The following is a 21,091-nucleotide window of genomic DNA, read 5'->3' on the forward strand; positions in this document are numbered from 1 at the left end:
CGGGCGACCATTGCAGGTTTTTCTCCAACGTCCCAATAGCGGGTGCCCGGCCAAGGCACGTTGTTGTATGGTTGTGGTCGAACCGTTGAACCCAAGTGATTGAAAGGATATCGCCATGCTGGACTGGAAAAACCGCGCGGGCAGCGCGCCTGAACGTGCCGCCGAGCCCAAGTCGGCCACCCGCAGCTATGTAGGCGGGGTGCTGTTCAGCCGCGCATTGGCGACGCTGATCGGCCTCTATCTGCTGGTGACCATCGGCCTGGGCTGGTACTGGAGCCAGGAGCCGGCGCTGTTTCCGGTCGCACAGAACGCGCAAGTGGCTGCCGAGAAAGAAGGCAAGCAGATGGTGATCGGCTACACCACGGTTGAAACCCTGAAGACCGTCGCCGGCACCCTGCTCAACAAACCGGGCGGCTATATTTCCAATGACCGCTTCCCGCCAGGCCTGTGGATGGACAACACGCCGAGCTGGGAGTACGGCGTGCTGGTGCAGGTGCGTGACCTGACCCGTGCCTTGCGCAAAGACTTTGCCCGTTCGCAATCGCAGTCGGCCGAAGATGCCGATCTGGCCAAGGCCGAACCGCGTTTCAACTTCGACAACAAGAGCTGGATCCTGCCGTCCAGTGAGTCGGAGTACCAGGAAGGGATCAACTCGCTGAGCCGTTATCAGGCGCGCCTGTCTGATCCAACCCAGAAAAACGCGCTGTTCTATGCGCGCGCTGACAACCTGAACAACTGGCTTGGCGATGTCGGCACCCGTCTCGGTTCGCTGTCGCAACGCCTGTCGGCCAGCGTCGGTCGGGTCAAACTTAACACCGCGCTGAAAACTGAAGTGCCGGCGATCGGCGAAGTACCGCAGGTTGACGAAGAAGTCGTCGAGACTCCGTGGATGCAGATCGACAACGTCTTCTATGAAGCACGCGGTCAGGCCTGGGCGCTGTCGCATTTGCTGCGCGCCATCGAAGTCGACTTCGCCGATGTCCTGGCGAAGAAGAACGCCACCGTCAGCGTGCGCCAGATCATCCGTGAGCTGGAAGCTTCGCAGGAACCGGTCTGGAGTCCTATGATTCTCAACGGTAGCGGCTTTGGCGTGCTGGCCAACCACTCGCTGGTCATGGCCAACTATATTTCCCGGGCCAACGCCGCTGTGATCGATTTGCGTCAACTGCTCAATCAGGGCTGATTCATGAGCCAGAACGCCAAAGAGGCGGCCCATCGCGCCGCCTCCGATGCCGAACAGATCGCCTGGGTCGACGAGCAGGACAACCTGCTTGGCGCCTTGGTGCGTGCCGATCTGCGCCAGCGCGGGCTGATCGGGCGTGGCACCTACATCATGTTGTTCAATTCCGCCGGCGACCTTTGCGTGCACCGGCGCACGTTGAGCAAGGCGATTTATCCCGGTTACTGGGACGTGGCGGCGGGCGGCATGGTGCAGGCCGACGAAACCTACGCCGAGTCGGCAGCCCGTGAGCTCGAAGAAGAGTTGGGGGTCAGCGGCGTCGAGTTGACTGCCCATGACCATTTCTTCTTCGAGGACACCGGTAACCGTCTGTGGTGTTCGGCGTTTTCCGCGGTGTGGGATGGGCCGCTGAAACTGCAACCTGAAGAGGTCCTCGAAGCACGCTTTATTCCCGTCGAGCAGGTCATGCGGGAAATCCAGCAGAAGCCTTATTGCCCGGACTCTCTGGCCGCGCTCCAGCGCTATCTCAAGGCGCAGCAAAGCGACGTCGCAAAGAACACATAAATTGGCGCCGATTGGCACTTAGCAAGTCGCTTTTTTGCCGTTACACTGCGCGACCTTTTCAAGCTGCACCGAATAGTTTGAGGTTGGCCTGCTGACCCACTGTAGGAGCTGCCGAAGGCTGCGATCTTTTGATCTTGTTTTTCAAGAGCAGGATCAAAAGATCGCAGCCTTCAGCAGCTCCTACAGGTCAGCAGTCCATGAGTCGATACCGGTGCAGTAGCGCTGCCCCTGCCTGAGTGGGGCTTCGCGGTCGATGACCTTGCCCAAGGTCGCGATCAGTCTTTGTCCTCCCAAGAGGATTGCCGGTGGCCAAAAAAGCCGCATCCTTCGCCGCCCTGGGCGGTCTGGTATTTTCCACCGACGCAGGTCGTCATTGCCCGGAATGCAGTAAGCCGGTGGACGCCTGTATCTGCAAACAAACCGTGATCCCGGCCGGCGACGGCATTGCCCGCGTACGACGCGAGAGCAAGGGTCGTGGCGGCAAAACGGTGACTACCATCACCGGCGTGCCTCTGGCCGAAGACGCGCTCAAAGAGTTGGCGACAACGTTGAAGAAACGTTGCGGCACCGGCGGGGCGTTGAAAGACGGCATCATCGAAATCCAGGGCGATCATGTCGAGCTACTCTTGGCTGAGCTGATCAAGCACGGTTTCAAAGCGAAGAAGTCCGGCGGCTAGCAGCCTCTGTGAAATCCATCTGCGGCTTGATCCGGCTCTGAAACACTTCAGATCCGGCGTCGTCTCCATGGTTTTCACAGAGCCTGTTCATGACCGGTTTCTAAACTCCACGCAGTCAGTGCGGTCTACCGCCGCGCTGACGAATCGTCATTTTCATCCTTTAGACTGCGCCGGCCTGAGATCAGGCGACGCACTATGACTTCTTTATAGGGGACTTCGATGTCCGTACGACGCACACGTAAAGACGATGGCAGCCAATGGACAGTTGCGGACAGCCGCAGTGTTTACGGGATTCGCCATTGGGGGGCCGGGTATTTCGCGATCAATGAAGCCGGTCGCGTCGAAGTTCGTCCGAACGGCCCGAGCAGCTCGCCTATCGACCTGTTCGAACAAGTCGACCAACTGCGCAAAAGCGGTTTGTCCTTGCCGTTGCTGGTCCGTTTCCCCGACATTCTGCAAGACCGCGTTCGCCAGTTGACCGGTGCCTTCGATGCGAACATCGAGCGCCTGGAATACCAGAGCAAGTACACCGCGCTGTACCCGATCAAGGTCAACCAGCAAGAAGCGGTGATCGAGAACATCATCGCCACCCAGGACGTGTCCATCGGTCTGGAAGCCGGCTCCAAGCCTGAGCTGCTGGCCGTGCTGGCACTGGCACCGAAGGGCGGCACCATCGTCTGCAACGGTTACAAGGACCGCGAGTTCATCCGTCTGGCGCTGATGGGCCAGAAGCTTGGCCACAACGTGTTCATCGTCATCGAGAAAGAATCCGAAGTCGCCCTGGTGATCGAAGAAGCCGCCTCGCTGAAGGTCAAGCCACAGGTCGGCCTGCGCGTACGTCTGTCGTCGCTGGCGTCGTCGAAGTGGGCGGACACCGGTGGCGAGAAATCCAAATTCGGTCTGTCGGCGGCACAGTTGCTGTCGGTGGTCGAGCGCTTCCGCGCGGCGGGTCTGGATCAAGGCATTCGCCTGCTGCACTTCCACATGGGTTCGCAGATTGCCAACCTCGCTGACTATCAGCACGGCTTCAAGGAAGCGATCCGTTACTACGGCGAGCTGCGCAACCTCGGTCTGCCGGTCGATCACATCGACGTTGGCGGCGGTCTGGGTGTCGACTACGACGGCACGCACTCGCGCAACGCCAGCTCGATCAACTACGACATGGACGATTACGCCGGTGTCGTGGTCGGCATGCTCAAGGAATTCTGCGACGCGCAGGCCCTGCCGCATCCGCACATCTTCTCCGAGAGCGGCCGCTCGCTGACCGCGCACCACGCGATGCTGGTGGTGCAGGTGACCGACGTCGAGAAGCACAACGACGAAATCCCGCAGATCGAAAACAAGGAAGCGCTGCCGGAAACCGTGCAGTGGCTGGTTGACCTGCTCGGCCCGACCGACATCGAAATGGTCACCGAAACCTACTGGCGCGCCACGCACTACATGAGCGACGTGGCGGCGCAGTACGCCGACGGCAAGCTGACCCTGGCTGAAAAAGCCCTGGCCGAGCAGTGCTACTTCGCGGTGTGCCGTCGCCTGCACAACTCGCTGAAAGCCCGTCAGCGTTCGCACCGCCAAGTGCTCGACGAGCTCAACGACAAGCTGGCCGACAAGTACATCTGCAACTTCTCGGTGTTCCAGAGCCTGCCGGACACCTGGGCAATCGACCAGGTGCTGCCAATCATCCCGCTGCACCGTCTCGACGAAGAGCCGCTGCGCCGCGCGGTGCTGCAGGATCTGACCTGCGACTCCGACGGCAAGATCAACCAGTACGTCGACGAGCAGAGCATCGAAACCAGCCTGCCGGTACACGGTTTGAATGAAGGCGAAGATTATCTGCTGGGCGTATTCCTCGTGGGCGCCTATCAGGAAATCCTCGGCGACATGCACAACCTGTTCGGTGACACCGACTCGGTGAACATCTATCAGAACGCCGATGGCAGCGTGTACCACGCCGGCATCGAGACCCACGACACCATCGAAGACATGCTGCGCTATGTGCACTTGTCGCCGGAAGAACTGATGACTCACTATCGCGACAAGTGCGCCAGTGCCCGCATCAGTGCCAGCGAGCGCACGCAGTTTCTCGATGCCTTGCGTCTGGGCCTGACCCGTTCCTCCTACCTGTCTTCCTGACGGCAGGTTGTCGTTTCACCGGGTTGTCTGAAGTTTTCCCCGCTAGCCGCGGAAAATTCGGAAGACCCGGTGGGACAAATCCCAAGTTCTGCGTGAAATCCTTGGCTAGCGCTGCGAGCAAAGTCATCCGGTCTGCTTTTCGCGTAGGTCATTTCCTAAGTTGTACTTCGGCACTCTACTCGGCCATGCCTCTCGGCGAGAATCCCCGGCCGCCCCTCCTGTAGAGATCCGCCAATGTTCGATCCATTCAACGAGTCGTTGTTTCGTCTCGATGTAGCGGGTCTGTCCGACCCTCTCGAAGTTCTGGCCTTTACCGGTAACGAAGCGCTCAGTGAGCCGTTTGCGTTCGAGATCGATGTGTTGATCGACGACCCGCAACTGGACCTTGCCGGCTTGCTGTACCGATCGGCGTTTCTCTGTTTCGGCGCGTTGGGGGAGGGTGTGCACGGGCAGTTGCAAAGCCTTGTCCAGCACGAATACGGCCGTGCTTCGAGATTGTGCCGAGTGCGTCTTGGACCGAAGTTGAGCTGCCTGGGCCTGCGCTTCAGTCAACGCATTTTCAATGGCCGGTCGGTGCCGCAGATCCTTGATCAAGTGCTCAGGGAGCATGGGATCATTGGCGCACAGCGGCGCTTCGAGTGCCATCATGAGCATGCTGTCCGAACTTTCTGCACCCAGTATCACGAGTCGGATCAGCAATTGCTCCAACGCTTGTGCCAGCAGGCGCACATTCACTATTACTTCGAACATCGTCACGACGGGCATTGCCTGGTGTTTAGCGATGATCCGACGCAACTGCCGCAAGCCGTCGCAGCAGTGTTCTGCGCCGAAGGTGACGGGCAAAAAACGCCGCTTGCGGTGCACCAATGGCGTTTGCAGAACCAACGTCAGGGCCGGGCCAACAGCGCGCAGGCGACGCGCACGGCTGAAGGCCAAACCGAGTTGGCGCGATTGCGCAGCGGCCGATGGCTGACTTTGAGCGGCCATCCGGTTGCTGAATGCAATCGGCGCTGGTTGTTGAGTCGAATCGAACATCACGCCGATCAACTTCAGGTACCGGCCTACAGCAACCGGATCTTTGCGGTGGAGCAGGCTTGGGTCGCTGCACCGTCGACGGTCGCTGTGCATCCGCGCATGCACAGTCTGCAACGGGCCTGGGTGGTGGCCGTCGATGAACCGCGTCCTGATCGGCTGCGCCCGGTGGCGGTGCAGTTCGACTGGTCGTACCAGGGCGAAGGTGCCGCCGACAGCCATTGCTGGCTGCCTTTGGCGCCAGCGCTGACCGAGGCGCCGTTGAATGCCCTGGTAGAGGGCGTCGAAGTGGTGGTGAGCTTCTTCGAAGGTGATCCGGATCAACCCATGATCACGGGAGTCCTGCAAGTCGCAGCGACGTCAGTCGTAGACAAGCCCTCGCCATTACCGCCGCCAACCCGGCTAAATGACGGGCTGCAACGCCTGCTGCTATCGGCCGAACCCTTGATGTTGCTGTGCCTGATGCCTGGCGGCGGTAGCTTCGTGCATTGTTCGCAGTCGGTGTGTACCTGTCGCCTGGTCACATCCCTTGAACAGAGCGGCGGACGATGAGCGGTGTAGCGCCCGGCGCCATTGCGCAGTGGTTGTTGCTCGACAGTGTCGATGCGCCGCGGGCATTGACCACGCTGCGCGCGGGCTTCGCTGGGGTGCAGTGTTTCTGGCTGTTCGACGGCACCGAGTTTCAATCCGTTCGTGAGCAAGGACCACTGTTGGTCAGCCTGCAGGGTTGCCCGGCATTGGCCGCGTTGTGTCACAGCGACCCTCAGACCTGGCGCGGCTTGCTGCTCGAAAGCGCAGCACCGGTGGCCCCTTTGCTCGGCCATTTGCGCCGCATGCTCACCGTTTCATTTGGCCTGAGCCATCGGGCCTTGCTGGGCTTTTACAACTGCCAGACCGCCAGCTACTTTTTCGATGCCTGCGATGCCCGGGAGTTGAGCCGCTGGCTCGGGCCGATTCTGCAGGTGCGCTGGTTCGGTGGAACCTGGGCGGATCGGGGTATCGGTTGTGAGGGCTGGCAACAATTACGCAACCCTCGCCTGACCGTTGCAAGCCTGGAAATCGAGGAGGCGCTGAGCCAGCGCCAGCGCGAGCGCCTGCAGACTTGCCTGCTGGAGCAACATATCTGGCGCTGGAGCCAATCCATGCGTGTCGCCTATGCGCAGTTGTGGTTGCATGCCCAGCAAGGCATGGCGCTGGGATTTACCGAGCGTGCAGTGCTCGATGGCTGGTTGTGGCTACGCTTGCAGCATCCGCGTGCAGTGTTGGTGCCGCTGCCGGGAGGGCTGACGCAACAGGAGCGGCTCGACCATTTGCGTCGACATTGGCAGAACGACAAAACCTGAGGGTGGGCCTCCATGAGCGGTGCTTTGAGACATTGGTTCGGTGCAACCTGGTTGGGTGCTACATGGTTCAGTCTAGTCAGCAGCGCCTTGCTGATGCTGAGCCTCGGCGGCTGTTCACCGGTGAAAGTCCTCAATGCCCTGACGCCGGACAACACCTTCAGCCGCACGACGGGCATCGCCTATGGGGCTGATCCACGGCACAAGCTCGACGTCTACGTACCACGTCAGCCGCTCGCCGATGCCCCGGTGGTGGTGTTTTTCTACGGAGGCAGCTGGAACAGTGGCGACCGCAGTGACTACACCTTCGTCGGCGAAGCGTTGGCCTCGCGGGGGATTGTTGCTGTGGTAGCGGATTGTCGCCTGTACCCGCAGGTGCGCTATCCGCGGTTTCTGGAAGATGGCGCGCAGGCGGTGGCGTGGACCAGGGCGCATATCCGCGAGTATTCCGGCAACCCGCAACGCTTGTATTTGCTCGGTCACAGTTCTGGCGGATACAACGCGGCGATGCTCGCCCTCGATGCGGATTTTCTCGCGGCGGTGGGCATGTCGCCCAACGATCTGCGCGGCTGGATCGGGCTGGCGGGGCCTTACGATTTCCTGCCAATCGAAAATCCTGAAGTGCGCCCGGTATTTTTCTGGCCGGATTCGCCGCCTCAATCGCAGCCGATCAACCACGTCAGTCGCGGCGCACCGCCGGCCTTGCTGATGGCGGCGACTGAGGATGATCTGGTCGACCCGACACGCAACACCGGCGGTCTGGCGCGCAAGTTGCGCGAGGCCGGGGTGCCGGTGCAGGACTTGTATTACTCGCGGCCCAGCCATGTGACGCTGATTGCGACGTTATCGCGGCCGCTGCGGCGATTGGCGCCGGTGCTCGATCAAATCGTCGGTTTCATCCAGCACACGCCTACTCAGTGAACGCCGCCGGTGAACCAACCGTCATTGCGCTTGAGCCACCAGGCCATCGCCCCGAGCGTAAGGCTGCGCAGCACCATGAACAGCAGAAACGACAGCCACAGACCGTGATTGCCCAAACCTTGCAGCGCCCAGGCGAACGGCAGCAGCAGGGCAACGGTGAGGAGCATGCCGTTGCGCATTTCCCGGGCGCGGGTGGCACCGATGAACAGACCGTCGAGCAAGTAACTCCACACTGCAATCAATGGCAGCACAGCCAGATAGGGCAGGTAGATAAACGCCGTGTCGCGGACGCTCTGGATATTGGTCTGCATCTCGATGAACAGGTGCCCGGCCAGGAGAAACAACGCAGCAAAACCGAGGCTTGCGATCATTGACCAGCCGCCGGCCACCACCAGCGAACGGCGCAGGGCCAGACGATCACGCGCGCCGATGGCATGGCCGCACAGCGCCTCCACGGCATGAGCAAGACCGTCCAGTGCATGGGCGGTGAGCAGCAGGCCGTTGAGCAGCAGTGCGTTGGCCGCGACCGTCGCATCGCCGAGTCGGGCGCCCTGTACGGTGATCATGAAAAACACCGATTGCAGTGCCAGGCTGCGGATAAAAATGTCGCGGTTGACCGCCAGCAACGGCCGCCAGCTCTGCCAGACTTTCAATGCAGCCCAGACGATGTGCCCCGGATACGCGCGCAGTGCCTTGCGGGTCAACAGCAGACCGAGAAGGGCGCCGCTCCACTCGGCAATCACCGAGGCGCGGGCCGAACCGACCACGCCCCAGTCCAGGCCGATGACGAACCACAGATTGAGGGCGATGTTGATCAGGTTGGTGGTCAGCAGAATCGCCAGCGGTGCCCGGGCGTTTTGCGTGCCGAGGAACCAGCCGACCAACGCATAACTGGCCAGCGCTGCCGGCAGACCGAACAGCCGCGTGTGGAAAAAATCACGGGTGAGCTGATCGAGTTCCGCCGACGGCTGCATGAAGTGCAGCGCGATCCCGCTCAACGGTACGCCGAGCGTGCCCAGCACCAGCGCCAGGCCCATCGCCAGCAGCAGCCCTTGCAAGAGAATCTGCCGCAACGCCGCACCATCGCTGCGCCCGGACGCTTGCGCGGCAAAGCCGGTGGTGCCCATGCGCAGAAACCCCATGGCCCAGGCGAGAAAGGTGTACAGGCTGGCGCCAACCGCCACCGCTCCCAATTGATGGGCGTGGGGCAAATGGCCGATGACGGTGCTGTCGACCAGCGCCACCAGCGGCACGGAAATATTGGAAAGAATCATCGGCGCGGCCAGCGCCCAGACCTTGCGGTGAGTCGGGCGGTCGCGCCAGTCGGCGATCAGAGTGGACATGCGGGCTCCTTGGGGAGCGGCATTGTAGCGGAAGAAGCCACCCTCATCGGAACGCCGCCCGCCCCGCCCTCTCCCGGAGGGAGAGGGAGCCGATCTCTGGCGTTTTCAAAACCTGAATTCGACTCGGTACCGCAAGTCGGCGTATTTCTGCAGAACAACCCGGTCAGTCCCCTCTCCCTCCGGGAGAGGGTTAGGGTGAGGGGCTCTTCAAAGGCCTAATGAATAATCCAGCTAAGCAGCCACAATCCCAGCAACAACCAGATGATCCCGGCAATGATCGAGGCATTCATGAACGCCCGAATCGCCGACCACAGCAGCATCAGCCCGACGATCAGCGCGATGATGCTGATGATCGACGTGTCCATGCCCAGCGTCTTCGCCAGCCCGTCGACGAAGTTGCCGCCGGCATTGCTCAAAATATTGAAAAGCCCACTGAGCCCGTCGACGATAAAGCGGATGATCGAACCGAGCGCCTGGCCGAGCCATTCGAAAAAGCTTTCTACCTGCATGTGTTCATCCTGATGAAAGAGCTGAGCCTTGGGCCACAACGCAGGTGGCCGAGTTCCCTGTCACGAGTATGGCCCATGCTACGCCGAACGGAAAACCGGTAGGAGCTGCCGCAGGCTGCGATCTTTTGATGGTGTTTTTCAAAACCAGGGTCAAAAGATCGCAGCCTGCGGCAGCTCCTACATGGGCCTTGCCTTCAGGGCGCATCCCCCCGAAGCTATACGCCTCCAGGAGAACCCGATGAACCTTGTTGAACTGACCGAACGCCTGCACGCCATCCGCGACCGCAATGACTGGCGGCAATTTCACAGCCCGAAAAACCTCGCCATGGCCGCCAGCGTCGAGATGTCCGAACTGGTGGAAATCTTCCAGTGGCTGAGCGAAGACCAGTCGCGCCAGTTGCCCGCGGACAAGCTCGCCCACGCCGGGCAGGAAGTCGGCGATATCGTCCTGTATCTGTTGCTGCTGTGCAGCGAATTGGGGTTGGACATGAATGAAGTGGTGCGCAGCAAGCTCGCCGACAGCGAACGGCGGTTCAGCTGATGAGCGACCGGCATTTCGATCAGTTGGCGACCCGTTTCGCCGAAAAAATCTACGGTGGCGCCAAGGGTGCGATACGCCTCGCGGTGTTGCAGGCTGACCTTGCCGAAACCCTGCCGGATCGCCCGTTGCGGGTGCTCGACATCGGCGGTGGTCTCGGCCACATGTCGCTGTGGCTGGCCGAACGTGGCCACGAAGTGACCTTCACCGAACCGGCGCAACCGATGCTCGAAGGCGCCCGCCAGCGATTCGCCGAAGCCGGGCAGACCGCGACCTTCATTCAGGCGCCGTGGCAGGAATTGCTCGGGCAACTCACCGAACCTTACGATCTGGTGATCTGCCACGCCGTGCTCGAATGGCTCGCCGAACCCCACGCGATCCTGCCGGTGCTGCATCAACTGACCAAGCCCGGCGGCTGGCTGTCGCTGGCGTTCTACACCCGCGACGCGCTGATCTACCGCAACCTGCTCAAAGGCCATTTCAAGAAAATGCGCAAGAACCACATGGCCGGTGAAAAGCAGAGCCTGACCCCGCAACAGCCCCTCGATCCTCGGGAATTGGCAACGCAACTCGAAGGGTTGTGGCAGGTCGAAACCCAGAGTGGCATCCGGGTTTTCCACGACTACATGCCGGTGGAGTTTCAGGCCCGTGCCGAACTCGTCGATTTGCTCGAGATGGAGCTCGCTCACCGTCGCCACCCAAGCTTCGCCGGGCTTGGGCGTTACTTGCACTGGATCTGCCGGCCGGTCTGATCGGAGCACGAAATGAAAGCTCAATCCGGGTTATTGCTGATCTGTCTGGGGTTGGCCGCCTGCCAGGGCAGCAATCCTTACGTGGCGCAGTCGCGGCCCTTGCCGCCGGCACCGCCGCAAGCCGCCAAGACCTTTGATCGCAGCGCCTACCCGGCGCCGCCGCGCGATTATGGGCGTTACCGCAGTTGGGCCTGGCTCAACGGGCAACTGCCGCCGGGCACCGCGTGGGCCGATTCGGCGCAGGTGGCCGAAGCCGTGAGCAATGCGCTGGATCAGCGCGGCCTGCGTCCGCTGCATGACAATCGTCCGGCCGACCTGTTGGTCAGCGCTCGTCTGAGTCTGCAAACCCGTTTGCGCCAGGTCCAGGACGATTATGGCTACTACGGCGGCGGATACGGCGGCTATGATCGTTATGGCCGCGGTTACGGCATGTACAACACGATGCCGGTGGTGCGCACGTACTCGGAACAGGTTGTCGTGGTTCAGGTCGATCTGTTCGACGCCGGCACCGGCCAACCGGTGTGGAGTGCCAGCGCTGAAACCGGCGCCAAGGGCAATCAGATCGATGGCACGGATGCGATTCGCGAGGCTGTTGAAAAAGCCATGTCGGCGTATCCTCCCAGTTAGCTTTGTGCAAATGAGAAGCTCCAGCAGGTTCATGTCTTCCACCGGAGAAAAACCATGTTCCGCCGTCTCGTTCTACTGACCATGGCCGCGCTGCTCAGCGCCTGTGCCGCCAACCAGGTCAATCATGACTTCGATGCCAGTCGCGACTTTGCCGCTTATCGCAGCTGGAGCTGGAAAGACCCCGCGTTGCAATATCGCCCCGATGATCCACGGATCAAAAGTGATCTGACCGAACAACGCATCCGTCAGGCCGTTACCGATCAACTCGATCAGCGTGGCTTGCGGCCTGCCGCTGCCGGCGCCAAGGGTGACTTGAGCGTGCAGACTTACCTGATCGTCGAGAATCGTCAGCAGCAAGTGACAACCAATTACGGCGGCGGTTGGGGCGGCCCGTGGAACGGCTACTGGGGCGCGCCGATGTACAACGAAACGCGCAACATCACCTACAAGGTCGCGACCATCCAGATCGACCTGCTCGACGGCAAGGACGGCAAACTGGTGTGGCGTGGCAGCGATGAACAGATGCTCGCCAGCAAACCGAACCCGGAAGATCGCAGCAATGCCATCCGCGAGACGGTCGCCCGCATTCTCACCAACTATCCACCGCGCTGAAAATTAAAAAAACGGGGAGCCACTGAGCTCCCCCGTTTTATTGGCTTGCACAGATCCCTGTAGGAGTGAGCCTGCTCGCGATGGCGGTGTGTCAGGCGAATCAGCGCGGCATGACGCACCGCTATCGCGAGCAGGCTCACTCCTATAGTTATCCAAGGTGAGCCCCAGGATTGTGAGTAAATGGCGCGTTGCCAGCAGCTTCACTGAGCCCGTCTACACTCATCTGCACCAATGGAGGTAACGGCAAAGGAGTGCGCCATGTCGCCTCGCTCGCATTTCAACGGCCCGGCCCGGCAGCACGGGGCGATCGGCCTGATGGCGGCGCTGACCCTCGGTCTTGCGCTGGTGTGCATGGTGCTGGTGGTCGACAGCGGTCGCCTGTACATGGAGCAACGCCGCTTGCAGCGGGTGGTCGATGTCGCCGCGCTCGAGGCCGTTTCGCGTAGCGGCGATTGCCTGACCGGGCTCAGCGCGGCGGCTTATGCCACCGCCAGTGCGGCGCGCAACGGTTTTACCGTGGCAGCGGACACGACCCTCACCGAGACCTGTGGCACCGTGCAACCCGGTGCAAACAATCTGCGCGCCTTCACGATGGATGCGAGCAAAAAAGCGGCAATCAGCGTCGTCGCCACACGCGTGGTGCCCACCAGTGTGGCTGCCGCTCTGTATGCGCTGTTCCAGCCGGGCAGGGTGTCGCCAACGACACGTCTGCATGCAACGGCGGTCGGCACTTCGGCCATTTTGCCGCCGCTGGCGCAACTGACCATTGGCACTACCGCACTGACGGTCGACGCGAGCAAGTCGGCGGCGTTGAATGCGCTGTGGGGCGGTTTGCTCGGGGGCAGCCTCAACCTCAGCGTTGGCGGTTGGCAAGGCCTCGTCGATACCAATATCAGTCTGCTCGGTTACCTGAACCAACTGGCACTCGATCTGCACATGGACGCCGGCAACTACACGCAGGTGTTGAGCCAGAGCATCCAGGTCAACCAACTGCTCGACACCGCCATCACCGTATTGACCAAGGGCGGCACCACCACCAGTGTCGCGGTCAGTGGACTGGTCGGATTGAAAGCCATCGTCGGCAACACTTCGGTGGTGCTCGGGCAATTGCTGCAACTGCAGACCGGCGCCACCTCGGCCGCACTCAATGCCAATCTGCAAGTGTTCCAGTTGCTCGAAGCCGTGGTGCAACTGGCCAACAGTCAGAACGCCCTGACGGCCACGGTGCCGCTGAGTATTCCGGGGCTGGTCAACGGCTCGGTGAAAGTCAAAGTCATCCAGCCGCCGCAATTGTCGGCAGTGGGCAATCCGGCGCTGGCCAAGGCCGACCCGATGGGCGCCAATCGTATCTACGTGAAAACCGCGCAGGTACGCACGTTGATCTCACTGAATCTGCCGCTGCTGTCCGGTGTTGCCGGCCTCGCCAGCGCCATCGTTAGTACGCCGCTGGTGGGTGGCTTGACCGATACCCTCAACAACCTGCTGCACCTGAACATCGCCGGTACGCTGAACTCGTTGTTCTGCACCTTGGGCGGCACTTGTCAGCGTACCCATCTGCAGATTCTGCCCACCTCTACCATCGACATCCTGCTCGAGGCCGCCGCTGCCGACAGCCATGTCACCGATTTCAACTGCGTCAGCGACGCCACGAAAAGCCTGACCACCCAGACCAACTCCTCATTGGTCAAGCTCAAGGTCGGCAAGATCGACGCCGCCAATGCCTTTTCCTCTTCGGCCGATGTCACCGTGCAGCCGCTGGCATTGATCGATGTTGGCGTCATCACCTGCACCATTCCTTTACTCGGGCTGGGCTCGGCGACGTGTGATCAGAGCACGCGCAAAGCGTTTTATGGCGGCGGTCTGGGGGTGAAGGTTGATACCTCGGTGGCGAGCATGCAAAACATTCACACCTACAATCAGCCACCGGAAATCAAGCAAACGCCAATGACCTACAGCTTCGGCACACAAAGCGTGGTCAACAGTTTGAAAGGCACATTGAGTGGGGTTCAGGTGCAGGCCTACAAACCCACCGGTTCGAGTTTGCTGGGCGGTTTGCTCACCACCACGGCAGACGTGCTGGCGGGCGTCAACAACACGCTCGGCGTGGTCATCGACAACCTGCTCAGCCCGGTGCTCGATCCGATTCTCGATGGCTTGCTGGCCAACCTCGGCATCACCCTGAACAAGGTTGACGTCGGTGCCAACCTCAGTTGCAAGCCACCAGGGCAACCGATGCTGGCGATCTAATCGGGCAGCGCAATCGGTAGCTCGATACAAAACTGCGCGCCCTCATCGCCGTTGCGCACGCTCAGGCGACCGCCCATGTTTTCGACAATGCCATAACTCACCGACAAGCCCAGACCGGTGCCGACGCCGACCGGTTTTGTGGTGAAAAAAGGCTCGAATATCCGCTCCAGCAAACGTGGATCGATACCACCGCCGTTGTCCTCGACCCATAGCCGCACCACGTGTTCGTCGCATTCGGCGTGCAAAGCAATCCACGGCTGAAAGTCGCGGTTCGCTTCGCGCTTGCCGAGCAACGCGTCGCGGGCATTGACCATCAGGTTGATCAGTACTTGTTCGAGCTGATCGACGTAGCCGCGCACCTGAACCTGGAAGTCCGCTTCCTTGATCCGCAACTCCACGCCTTTGCCGCGCAAGCCTTCCGACAGCAGCGACAGCGTGCCTTCGATCGCCTCCAGTGGATTGAACGGCTGTTGTTCGATTTCCGAACGCCGCCCGAACACGCGCATGTGATCCACCACCCGCGCTGCGCGTTGCACCTGCGCATCGATGCGTTTGAGTTTGTCGGTCAGGTAGTCGATCTGCACATCACCGTTGCTCAGGCGCTTGAGCACATTGACGATGGCCATGCGCATCACGTTCAGCGGCTGGTTGATCTCATGGGCAAGCCCCGTGGCCATTTCGCCGAGGGTGGCCATTTTTGCGCTTTGCGTCAGTTGCTGCTGCGAGCGCCGCACTTCGGTGTTGTCGCGGCCCACCGCTTGCACCTCGACCAGCGTGCCGTGCTCATCGAACACCCCGCGATCCGACCAGACCCACCACGCGTGTTCGCGACCCGGCAGGCGCAGGCTGATTTCAGCTGTACTCACCGGCAGTTCCGGGGTCAGTTGCGCCAGGCGCTGCACGAAGGCTTCGCGCTGTTCATCGGACATCCAGCTGCCCAGGTTCACCCCGGGCAATTGCTCGGATGCGCACTCCAGATACATCGCCAGTGGCCGGTTGCCGAACGTCAGGGTCAAGTCCGGACGATAACGGCAAATCATTGCTGGCGAGTCTTCCACCAGAATCCGGTAACGCTCTTCACTGACCTTGATCTGTTCGGCGGCGAGAGTGGCTTCGGTGACGTCCAGCCACAGACCGACGGCCTCCACCGGCAAACCGAGATCGTCGCGCAGCAATTTGGCCTCATCGAGCAGCCAGTGCGCATTGCCCTGACGGTCGAGCACCCGATAGCGTGCGCTCACCGAACCTTCGCGCAGCAATTGCCGGTTACGCTCGAAATAGCGCGGACGGTCTTCCGGGTGCACGTGTTCAACCAGTCGACCGTCGTCACAATCGACGAGACTCCAGCCTAAAAGCGCTTGCAGACTGGCGCTGAAAAAACTCGGTTGCAGCGCGCCTGCCACATAGCGCTGTACGTAGATCACCGCCGGTGAACTGGCGATCAGGTTGTCCAGCCGCGCATGGGCGGCGGCGGCCTGTTGCTGTTGGTTCTTGATGTCGCTGATGTCGAGCATGAACCCTACCAGTCGACGCTGGGCACCGATGCCCAAAGACTGGCCTTGCAGGCGATACCATAATGGCAACGGTTGCTCGGCGGTTTGCCAGCGCACGCAGACTTCCAGAGGCGCACCGTTATCCTGCAACGCTTGCAGGCGACTGCGCAGCTCATCGCGGTCGGCGGGATGCACCTGATTGAACCAGTCCTGAATCGGCAACTGCGTTGTCATCAAGCCGAGACTGTGCGCCAGTGTCGGTGCCAATTGCACTTGGTTGCTGTCGCTGAACACTTCCCACCAACCGGTGCCAAGCAGCGCTTGCAGGGTGTCCAGGCGTTCCAGTTGCTGTTGATGACGATGCTCGCGCAGCCGTTCCAGTAACGGCGCGGCCACGGCGGCGGCGAGTAGAAGCCAGTCATGATCACTGAGGTCGGGCGCCTGTTGCTGCACGTTGTAGTCGGCGCACAACAGCCAGGCAGCCACACCCTGAGCGTCGCGATAGGGCACGGCAAAACCTTCGTTCAAACCGAAAATGGCACTCAGGCGCGGCCGCTCGCTGCTCAGCAAACGCTGGGGGGACGCACCGTCGAGGCTGTCGAGCGCGGTGCCCAGAGGCTGCTGTTCACGCCACAGGCAGGGCGCGTTCAATGCCGCGTAGTGCTGATGAATCTGCCAGCCAAGGCCTTGCTCATCGAGCAGCGCCACGGCCAGACACGGGATATGCAAGTGTTGACTGAGCCGTTGCAATTGCTCGCCCAGCGCATCAGGCAGACGTGCAAGGCTGCAAAGGCGTAACTGATCGCGAATCTGCGTGGCGAGCAACTGCGATTGTTCGCGGCTGCGCGCCTGGCGTCGCTCACCGAGCAAGTCGCCGATGTCGAGCAGTTGCAGCAGCCAGCCGCCGTCCTGCGCCTGCACCCAACCGCGCAAGTGCAGAGGCGGCCCGGCCTGGCTGAAAAAATCGAGATCGAGCATCTGGCCTTGCCAGTCGGCCGGTTGGCCTTCGACGCTCAGGCTGCTGTGCGGCAGCAAATACGTCAGCAGATGCGCGGGTTGCGCACTCGACAGCTGCGCGGCCAACACATGGCGCAACGGCCCGCTCAGATGATTGACGTAGCCGTCGCCATCCAGATACAGCTGCAGGCCGACGCTTTGCACCACCGCCGTTTGCTGAGTCGGGGAAACGCCGAGAGGTCGATTGAGCAGGCGGCCGAACAGCTTGTCACCGGAACTCAAAATTGCAGGCTCGACGAGGCGCGCAATGTCGCGGGCAGACGCGGCACCGTGCCGACACCGGGCAGCACCAGAAACGGCAGCGCCTGATTCAATTTGCTCGTGGGGTAATTGATGGTCACCGTCAGCACGCCGCCGGTATAGGTGATGGTGCTGTCAGTGGCGGCATTGAAATTCAGCGCGGCGGGCAACCAGGCCAATTGCCTGCCGAGTTCGGTGCGCGCGGTTGTGGTAATGACGGTCGAATAATTCGCCGAGGCAGGATCCAGCGCCACGCTGCGGCGCACGGCTTCGGCGGTGGACTCGTTGAATGATTGCATCAACAACAGCGGCAGGCTGTAGCTGACCAAGCCATAAAACACGGCGAAAAAGATCACGAACACCAAGGCGAATTCGATGGCGACAGCGCCTTTTTGTTTACGGGGGAGGCCGGATTTCATGAGTGCGTCTACCCTGACATTCACTACGTAATATCAGCATAGAATCATTCAGCCAAAACGGACGTTTTTTACCGCATGCACTGCTTTGTCGTTCTGATCTGGCTGACGCTATGCGCGGCGCAGGATGCTCGTCAGCGGCATATCGCCAACGTGCTGACCTTAGGTGTCGGTGGGTTGGCGGCGGTGTATCTGCTGGTCACTGGCCACACCTGGCTGGGTGCCGAAGCGGTGCAGGGTGGCTGGGCGTTTTTACTGGCGCTGTTGTTGACGCTGCCCGGTTACTGGCTGAAGCGTTTCGGCGCCGGTGATGTGAAACTAATGACAGCTTTGGGCCTTGCGACGGACGGTCATCACCTGCTCGGTGCATTCATCGGCGCGGCACTTGTCAGCGCCTTGTGGATCGTAGTGGTGCCAAAACTCTGGCTGCATATGAGTCAACGGCTTAGGGAATGTCTTCGATATCTAGCCCCTGGAAAGTCAAAAAAGCTGCCATTTGCACCGTTCGTGCTGATGGGGACGATCCTGACGTTGATTTGGATCCATTAGTCGCCCCATGCCACTAGTCCTATGTACATAGTCGGAAAGTGGGTCTACTTTCAAATCAGCGTTATTACAGGAACGGTCAGCCTTTGGCCTGGGCATGGAGTGGCAAGTGAACAAGCTTACGTCAGCTGTGAAAGTTCTGGTCGTCGACGATCAGCCGTTGATCGTTGAAGAGCTCTGCGAATTCATCGAGAGCAGCGGCTACCGTTGCGTGCCATGCGAATCGAGCCAACAGGCGATCGAGCAATTCAGCCAGGATCCGGCCATCGGTCTGGTGCTGTGCGACCTGCACATGCCCGACATGGATGGCATCCAGCTCGTCCAGGAACTGCAACGGCTGGCAGGCAAACAGCGGATGTTCGAAGCCATCATGCTGACCGGGCGTGCCGACAAGCAGGATGTGATCAAAGCGTTGCGTGCCGGGATCGCCGACTACTACCAGAAACCGGTGGATCTGGACGAACTGCTTGAAGGGCTGCGCCGCCAGGAAGTGGTATTGGCGGAGCGTCAGAAAACCCTGCAACTCGGCCACCTGAATCAGAAGCTGCAATACCTCTCCGAGTCGATCGACGATCTTTATCAGGACCTCGACAAAGTCCGCCGTGGTCCCGCACCAGCCGGTGAAGAAGCGCAAGGCGAGGGCGAAGGTGTGGAGATCCCGGCGATCTTCAATCAGCTGTCGCCACGCCAGCTCGACGTTGCACGGTTGGTGGGCAAAGGCCAGACCAACTATCAGATCGCCTGTGAACTGGGGATTACCGAGAACACAGTCAAACTCTATGTCTCGCAAGTGCTGCGCCTGACTCACATGCATAACCGCACCCAACTGGCCCTGGCGTTATCGCCAAGCAACTCGGGCATGCGTCAACGGGTGACTGCGCACTGAACTCCATTGACCCCGGCCACCACCGGGGTGCAAAACCTCAACCGCTGTGAGCCTTGGACTTGGGAAACAGGTTGTCGAGGGTTTCCAGCAATCGCACGTGATAGATCGGCTTGCGGAACAGGTCCAGCACCTGCAGGCGCAACATATCGCTGACATCCTCCATATCGGCATGCCCGGACGTCACGATCACAGGCAGATGCTGACGCGAAGTATGTTCACGCAGGCGCTTGATCAGCGACATGCCGCTTTCTTCCGGCATGCGCAGATCGGTAATCACCAGGGCGATATCGGGATGGCGAGTCAGGTGGTGCAAGGCAAGTTTCACCGACGTTGCGGTATGACAGGTGAAGCCTTCGCCCTCCAGTAACTCCGCCAGCTCCAGCAGTGCGTCCTCCTCATCGTCGACGAGGAGCAACTGCTGGCGAGGAGTGTGTGGAGAGTTCATAGGCAACACCTGCAATGGACTGAGTGCTGACGTTAGAACCCAATGGCCGCATTGACAAGTAACCGGGGCGATCAGGGAGTCGGTGTGAGTGCAGTCTGGATAGCCGTCAGAACCGCGGTGACCTGGGTGCCGATGCCGTTACCGAAGGCTGCAATCACCAGCGCGACAAGACCGACGACCAGAGCATATTCAATGGCTGATGCGCCTTCGGTGTCTTTGGCCAGGCCTTTGAAGAAAGCAATCTCGGCTTTGAATTTTTTAACCATTTGGGAATACGACATGAGGATTCTCCTTGAGCACGCCAGGTGTTGCGCGTTCGCAACATGATTTCCCTGTGCCAGCATCAGCATTGTCGGCATTCCCCGGCCCTACAACTGTAAGAACGAATTAACCCGAAAGTATTAGTTGGCGCAATTACACTAAAAAACCATGTTTGGCGCTTTAGCCTCCTACTTTCGTTGGATATTTCATCGCTGTTAATGGCGTTTTGTTCGCGCTGGACTACCGTCAAATAGCGAAATAGTTACTTGTTCATAGCTGCCTGATTGCGAATTTATCTCGTTGGAAGTTTACGGGTCATTGCATAAGAAAGAACGCGCAGCGGGAAAGGGAGAGCCGTCATGAACAGTCGCGTCACGCTGGGTCTGGCCGGATTGTTTTTGCTGGGCGCCATCATTGCCGGGTATTGGGGGCTGACCTTGAGCCGCCAGCCGGCCGTCGAACCGGTCGCAGCACCCGTCGCCGTCACCCAGGACGTAACGCCTGCGGTGCCTGCGCAACCTGTTGAAGATCCGACCCGTCAACCCGTGGTGGTATTGCTGCGCGACATTGCGCCGTTCGTGAAAATCACCGCAGCCGATGTCACCGTGGAAAAACTGCGCACCGCGCCCGCTGGCAGCCTGAGCACTGTCGAACAAGTCATTGGCCGCACGCCGTGGCGGCCGTTGAGCGCCGGCAGTTGGCTGAATGAAGAAAGCTTTGCACCGGGTAGCCAACTGGCGCGAATGATCCGGCCCGGTGAACGCGCACTGGCGGTGTCTGTGGATGAAGTGATCAGCGTCGGCGGGCAAGTGGCGCCGGGCGATTACGTCGATGTGCTGCTGTTTCTGCGCAAGGACGAAAACAATCCACAGGCCTCGGCGCAATTGGTGGTGCCGGCGGTGCGCGTGCCCGGTGGCGGCAGCCAGATGGGCCTGCCCAACGATGGTCAATCCGCCCGCCCCGCGCGCAGTGACGATGAACGACTCAAGCAGGAACAACAACGCATGGCAGCGCGCAGCGTGGTGCTGGCGGTGCCGGAAGCGTTGCTCAGCCGTTTGATGCTGGCATCGGGTGCCGGTGCCTTGCGCCTGGCGGTACGCAGCGCCGATGAGCAACAACTGGCGAAATACTGGGCCGGCGAAAACGATGTCGCCACGCAACTCGACACGCCGCGTCGCGCGTTGCTCGAGTTCAGCCAGTTATCACTTGCGCCCGCGCCCAAACCATTTGCCGTAGCCGGGCAACCGACGGCGCGCAAACCGACCGTGGAAGTTATCCGTGGTGCCGAAAACGCTCAACCCACTCCCTGATT

The 21,091-nt window shown here is 60.6% G+C and carries 21 protein-coding genes; 15 read left to right on the top strand and 6 right to left on the bottom strand.

The window, feature by feature from the left end; genetic code table 11:
- Positions 1-115: 115 nt before the first annotated feature.
- From AK821_RS05660 to AK821_RS05690, 7 genes are all read left to right on the top strand, one after another.
- Complete coding sequence (locus AK821_RS05660) at positions 116-1,183, top strand: DUF2333 family protein (protein WP_064388778.1); 1,068 nt, start codon at positions 116-118, stop codon at positions 1,181-1,183.
- 3 nt (positions 1,184-1,186) lie between these two features.
- Positions 1,187-1,744 (top strand): NUDIX hydrolase, encoded by a 558-nt coding sequence (locus AK821_RS05665; RefSeq protein WP_064388780.1) that lies wholly within the window; start codon positions 1,187-1,189, stop codon positions 1,742-1,744.
- Between the two features lie 305 nt (positions 1,745-2,049).
- Complete coding sequence (locus tag AK821_RS05670; RefSeq protein WP_007914613.1) at positions 2,050-2,421, top strand: translation initiation factor Sui1; 372 nt, start codon at positions 2,050-2,052, stop codon at positions 2,419-2,421.
- A gap of 219 nt (positions 2,422-2,640) precedes the next feature.
- Positions 2,641-4,554: an arginine decarboxylase gene (gene speA, locus AK821_RS05675; protein WP_064388782.1), complete on the top strand. Its 1,914-nt coding sequence runs from the start codon at positions 2,641-2,643 to the stop codon at positions 4,552-4,554.
- Positions 4,555-4,788: 234 nt separating this feature from the next.
- Positions 4,789-6,138 (top strand): contractile injection system protein, VgrG/Pvc8 family, encoded by a 1,350-nt coding sequence (locus tag AK821_RS05680; protein WP_064388784.1) that lies wholly within the window; start codon positions 4,789-4,791, stop codon positions 6,136-6,138.
- Positions 6,135-6,929, top strand: a complete 795-nt coding sequence (locus AK821_RS05685) for a DUF4123 domain-containing protein (RefSeq protein WP_064388786.1) — start codon at positions 6,135-6,137, stop codon at positions 6,927-6,929. Before AK821_RS05680 ends, AK821_RS05685 begins: the two co-directional genes overlap by 4 nt.
- 93 nt (positions 6,930-7,022) lie before the next feature.
- Positions 7,023-7,847, top strand: a complete 825-nt coding sequence (locus tag AK821_RS05690) for an alpha/beta hydrolase (RefSeq protein ID WP_064388830.1) — start codon at positions 7,023-7,025, stop codon at positions 7,845-7,847.
- On the opposite strand, the gene AK821_RS05695 is transcribed toward AK821_RS05690, so the two are convergent.
- Entirely contained in the window at positions 7,841-9,190 is a 1,350-nt protein-coding gene (locus AK821_RS05695; RefSeq protein ID WP_064388788.1) for an MATE family efflux transporter, read from the bottom strand. The genes AK821_RS05690 and AK821_RS05695 overlap by 7 nt on opposite strands.
- 215 nt (positions 9,191-9,405) lie before the next feature.
- Positions 9,406-9,699, bottom strand: coding sequence for a hypothetical protein (locus tag AK821_RS05700; protein WP_064388791.1), 294 nt, complete (start codon positions 9,697-9,699; stop codon positions 9,406-9,408).
- Between the two features lie 238 nt (positions 9,700-9,937).
- Here AK821_RS05700 and AK821_RS05705 point away from each other — a divergent pair, with 238 nt between their 5' ends.
- The 5 genes from AK821_RS05705 to AK821_RS05725 all read left to right on the top strand — a co-directional run bounded on the left by AK821_RS05705 (position 9,938) and on the right by AK821_RS05725 (position 14,475).
- Positions 9,938-10,240, top strand: a complete 303-nt coding sequence (locus tag AK821_RS05705; protein WP_017336358.1) for a MazG-like family protein — start codon at positions 9,938-9,940, stop codon at positions 10,238-10,240.
- A complete protein-coding gene (locus AK821_RS05710) occupies positions 10,240-10,989 on the top strand; it encodes a methyltransferase (RefSeq protein ID WP_064388792.1) in 750 nt (249 codons plus the stop codon). The genes AK821_RS05705 and AK821_RS05710 overlap by 1 nt, the downstream gene beginning before the upstream one ends.
- Before the next feature lie 12 nt (positions 10,990-11,001).
- Positions 11,002-11,616, top strand: coding sequence for a DUF4136 domain-containing protein (locus AK821_RS05715; RefSeq protein WP_064388794.1), 615 nt, complete (start codon positions 11,002-11,004; stop codon positions 11,614-11,616).
- Between the two features lie 54 nt (positions 11,617-11,670).
- Positions 11,671-12,228: a DUF4136 domain-containing protein gene (locus AK821_RS05720; RefSeq protein WP_064388797.1), complete on the top strand. Its 558-nt coding sequence runs from the start codon at positions 11,671-11,673 to the stop codon at positions 12,226-12,228.
- A gap of 258 nt (positions 12,229-12,486) precedes the next feature.
- The gene (locus AK821_RS05725; protein ID WP_064388799.1) at positions 12,487-14,475 is read left to right on the top strand and encodes a pilus assembly protein TadG-related protein; all 1,989 of its coding nucleotides are present in this window, start codon (positions 12,487-12,489) and stop codon (positions 14,473-14,475) included.
- Here the strand turns inward: AK821_RS05725 and AK821_RS05730 are convergent.
- Both AK821_RS05730 and AK821_RS05735 read right to left on the bottom strand, forming a co-directional pair.
- The gene (locus tag AK821_RS05730) at positions 14,472-17,207 is read right to left on the bottom strand and encodes a PAS domain-containing sensor histidine kinase (protein WP_064388800.1); all 2,736 of its coding nucleotides are present in this window, start codon (positions 17,205-17,207) and stop codon (positions 14,472-14,474) included. The two genes, AK821_RS05725 and AK821_RS05730, sit on opposite strands and share 4 nt — an antisense overlap.
- The gene (locus AK821_RS05735; RefSeq protein ID WP_064388802.1) at positions 17,204-17,644 is read right to left on the bottom strand and encodes a TadE/TadG family type IV pilus assembly protein; all 441 of its coding nucleotides are present in this window, start codon (positions 17,642-17,644) and stop codon (positions 17,204-17,206) included. Before AK821_RS05735 ends, AK821_RS05730 begins: the two co-directional genes overlap by 4 nt.
- Before the next feature lie 75 nt (positions 17,645-17,719).
- On the opposite strand from AK821_RS05735, the gene AK821_RS05740 reads away from it, so the two are divergent.
- Entirely contained in the window at positions 17,720-18,190 is a 471-nt protein-coding gene (locus AK821_RS05740; RefSeq protein ID WP_064388804.1) for a prepilin peptidase, read from the top strand.
- A 106-nt stretch (positions 18,191-18,296) separates the two neighbouring features.
- Positions 18,297-19,073 carry a response regulator transcription factor gene (locus AK821_RS05745; protein ID WP_064388831.1) on the top strand — a complete coding sequence of 259 codons (777 nt, stop codon included), beginning with the start codon at positions 18,297-18,299 and terminating at the stop codon, positions 19,071-19,073.
- Positions 19,074-19,110: 37 nt separating this feature from the next.
- Here the strand turns inward: AK821_RS05745 and AK821_RS05750 are convergent, their stop codons facing one another.
- Together AK821_RS05750 and AK821_RS05755 are read right to left on the bottom strand one after the other, a co-directional pair.
- A complete protein-coding gene (locus AK821_RS05750) occupies positions 19,111-19,518 on the bottom strand; it encodes a response regulator (protein WP_064388807.1) in 408 nt (135 codons plus the stop codon).
- A 71-nt stretch (positions 19,519-19,589) separates the two neighbouring features.
- Positions 19,590-19,799: a Flp family type IVb pilin gene (locus AK821_RS05755; protein WP_064388809.1), complete on the bottom strand. Its 210-nt coding sequence runs from the start codon at positions 19,797-19,799 to the stop codon at positions 19,590-19,592.
- A gap of 339 nt (positions 19,800-20,138) precedes the next feature.
- Here AK821_RS05755 and cpaB point away from each other — a divergent pair, with 339 nt between their 5' ends.
- Positions 20,139-21,089 (top strand): Flp pilus assembly protein CpaB, encoded by a 951-nt coding sequence (gene cpaB, locus AK821_RS05760; protein WP_064388811.1) that lies wholly within the window; start codon positions 20,139-20,141, stop codon positions 21,087-21,089.
- Positions 21,090-21,091 lie beyond the last annotated feature (2 nt).

This window comes from Pseudomonas sp. RIT-PI-r (assembly GCF_001297015.1).
Classification (GTDB): domain Bacteria; phylum Pseudomonadota; class Gammaproteobacteria; order Pseudomonadales; family Pseudomonadaceae; genus Aquipseudomonas.

Bases quoted from the DNA above. Each gene is read 5' to 3' on its own strand.
- AK821_RS05720 (WP_064388797.1), top strand. From the start codon at position 11,671: ATGTTCCGCCGTCTCGTTCTACTGACCATGGCCGCGCTGCTCAGCGCC.
- AK821_RS05740 (WP_064388804.1), top strand. From the start codon at position 17,720: ATGCACTGCTTTGTCGTTCTGATCTGGCTGACGCTATGCGCGGCGCAG.
- cpaB (WP_064388811.1), top strand. From the start codon at position 20,139: ATGAACAGTCGCGTCACGCTGGGTCTGGCCGGATTGTTTTTGCTGGGC.
- speA (WP_064388782.1), top strand. From the start codon at position 2,641: ATGTCCGTACGACGCACACGTAAAGACGATGGCAGCCAATGGACAGTT.
- AK821_RS05660 (WP_064388778.1), top strand. From the start codon at position 116: ATGCTGGACTGGAAAAACCGCGCGGGCAGCGCGCCTGAACGTGCCGCC.
- AK821_RS05710 (WP_064388792.1), top strand. From the start codon at position 10,240: ATGAGCGACCGGCATTTCGATCAGTTGGCGACCCGTTTCGCCGAAAAA.
- AK821_RS05700 (WP_064388791.1), bottom strand. From the start codon at position 9,699: ATGCAGGTAGAAAGCTTTTTCGAATGGCTCGGCCAGGCGCTCGGTTCG.
- AK821_RS05695 (WP_064388788.1), bottom strand. From the start codon at position 9,190: ATGTCCACTCTGATCGCCGACTGGCGCGACCGCCCGACTCACCGCAAG.
- AK821_RS05705 (WP_017336358.1), top strand. From the start codon at position 9,938: ATGAACCTTGTTGAACTGACCGAACGCCTGCACGCCATCCGCGACCGC.
- AK821_RS05665 (WP_064388780.1), top strand. From the start codon at position 1,187: ATGAGCCAGAACGCCAAAGAGGCGGCCCATCGCGCCGCCTCCGATGCC.
- AK821_RS05685 (WP_064388786.1), top strand. From the start codon at position 6,135: ATGAGCGGTGTAGCGCCCGGCGCCATTGCGCAGTGGTTGTTGCTCGAC.
- AK821_RS05750 (WP_064388807.1), bottom strand. From the start codon at position 19,518: ATGAACTCTCCACACACTCCTCGCCAGCAGTTGCTCCTCGTCGACGAT.
- AK821_RS05690 (WP_064388830.1), top strand. From the start codon at position 7,023: ATGCTGAGCCTCGGCGGCTGTTCACCGGTGAAAGTCCTCAATGCCCTG.
- AK821_RS05735 (WP_064388802.1), bottom strand. From the start codon at position 17,644: ATGAAATCCGGCCTCCCCCGTAAACAAAAAGGCGCTGTCGCCATCGAA.
- AK821_RS05755 (WP_064388809.1), bottom strand. From the start codon at position 19,799: ATGTCGTATTCCCAAATGGTTAAAAAATTCAAAGCCGAGATTGCTTTC.
- AK821_RS05725 (WP_064388799.1), top strand. From the start codon at position 12,487: ATGTCGCCTCGCTCGCATTTCAACGGCCCGGCCCGGCAGCACGGGGCG.
- AK821_RS05680 (WP_064388784.1), top strand. From the start codon at position 4,789: ATGTTCGATCCATTCAACGAGTCGTTGTTTCGTCTCGATGTAGCGGGT.
- AK821_RS05715 (WP_064388794.1), top strand. From the start codon at position 11,002: ATGAAAGCTCAATCCGGGTTATTGCTGATCTGTCTGGGGTTGGCCGCC.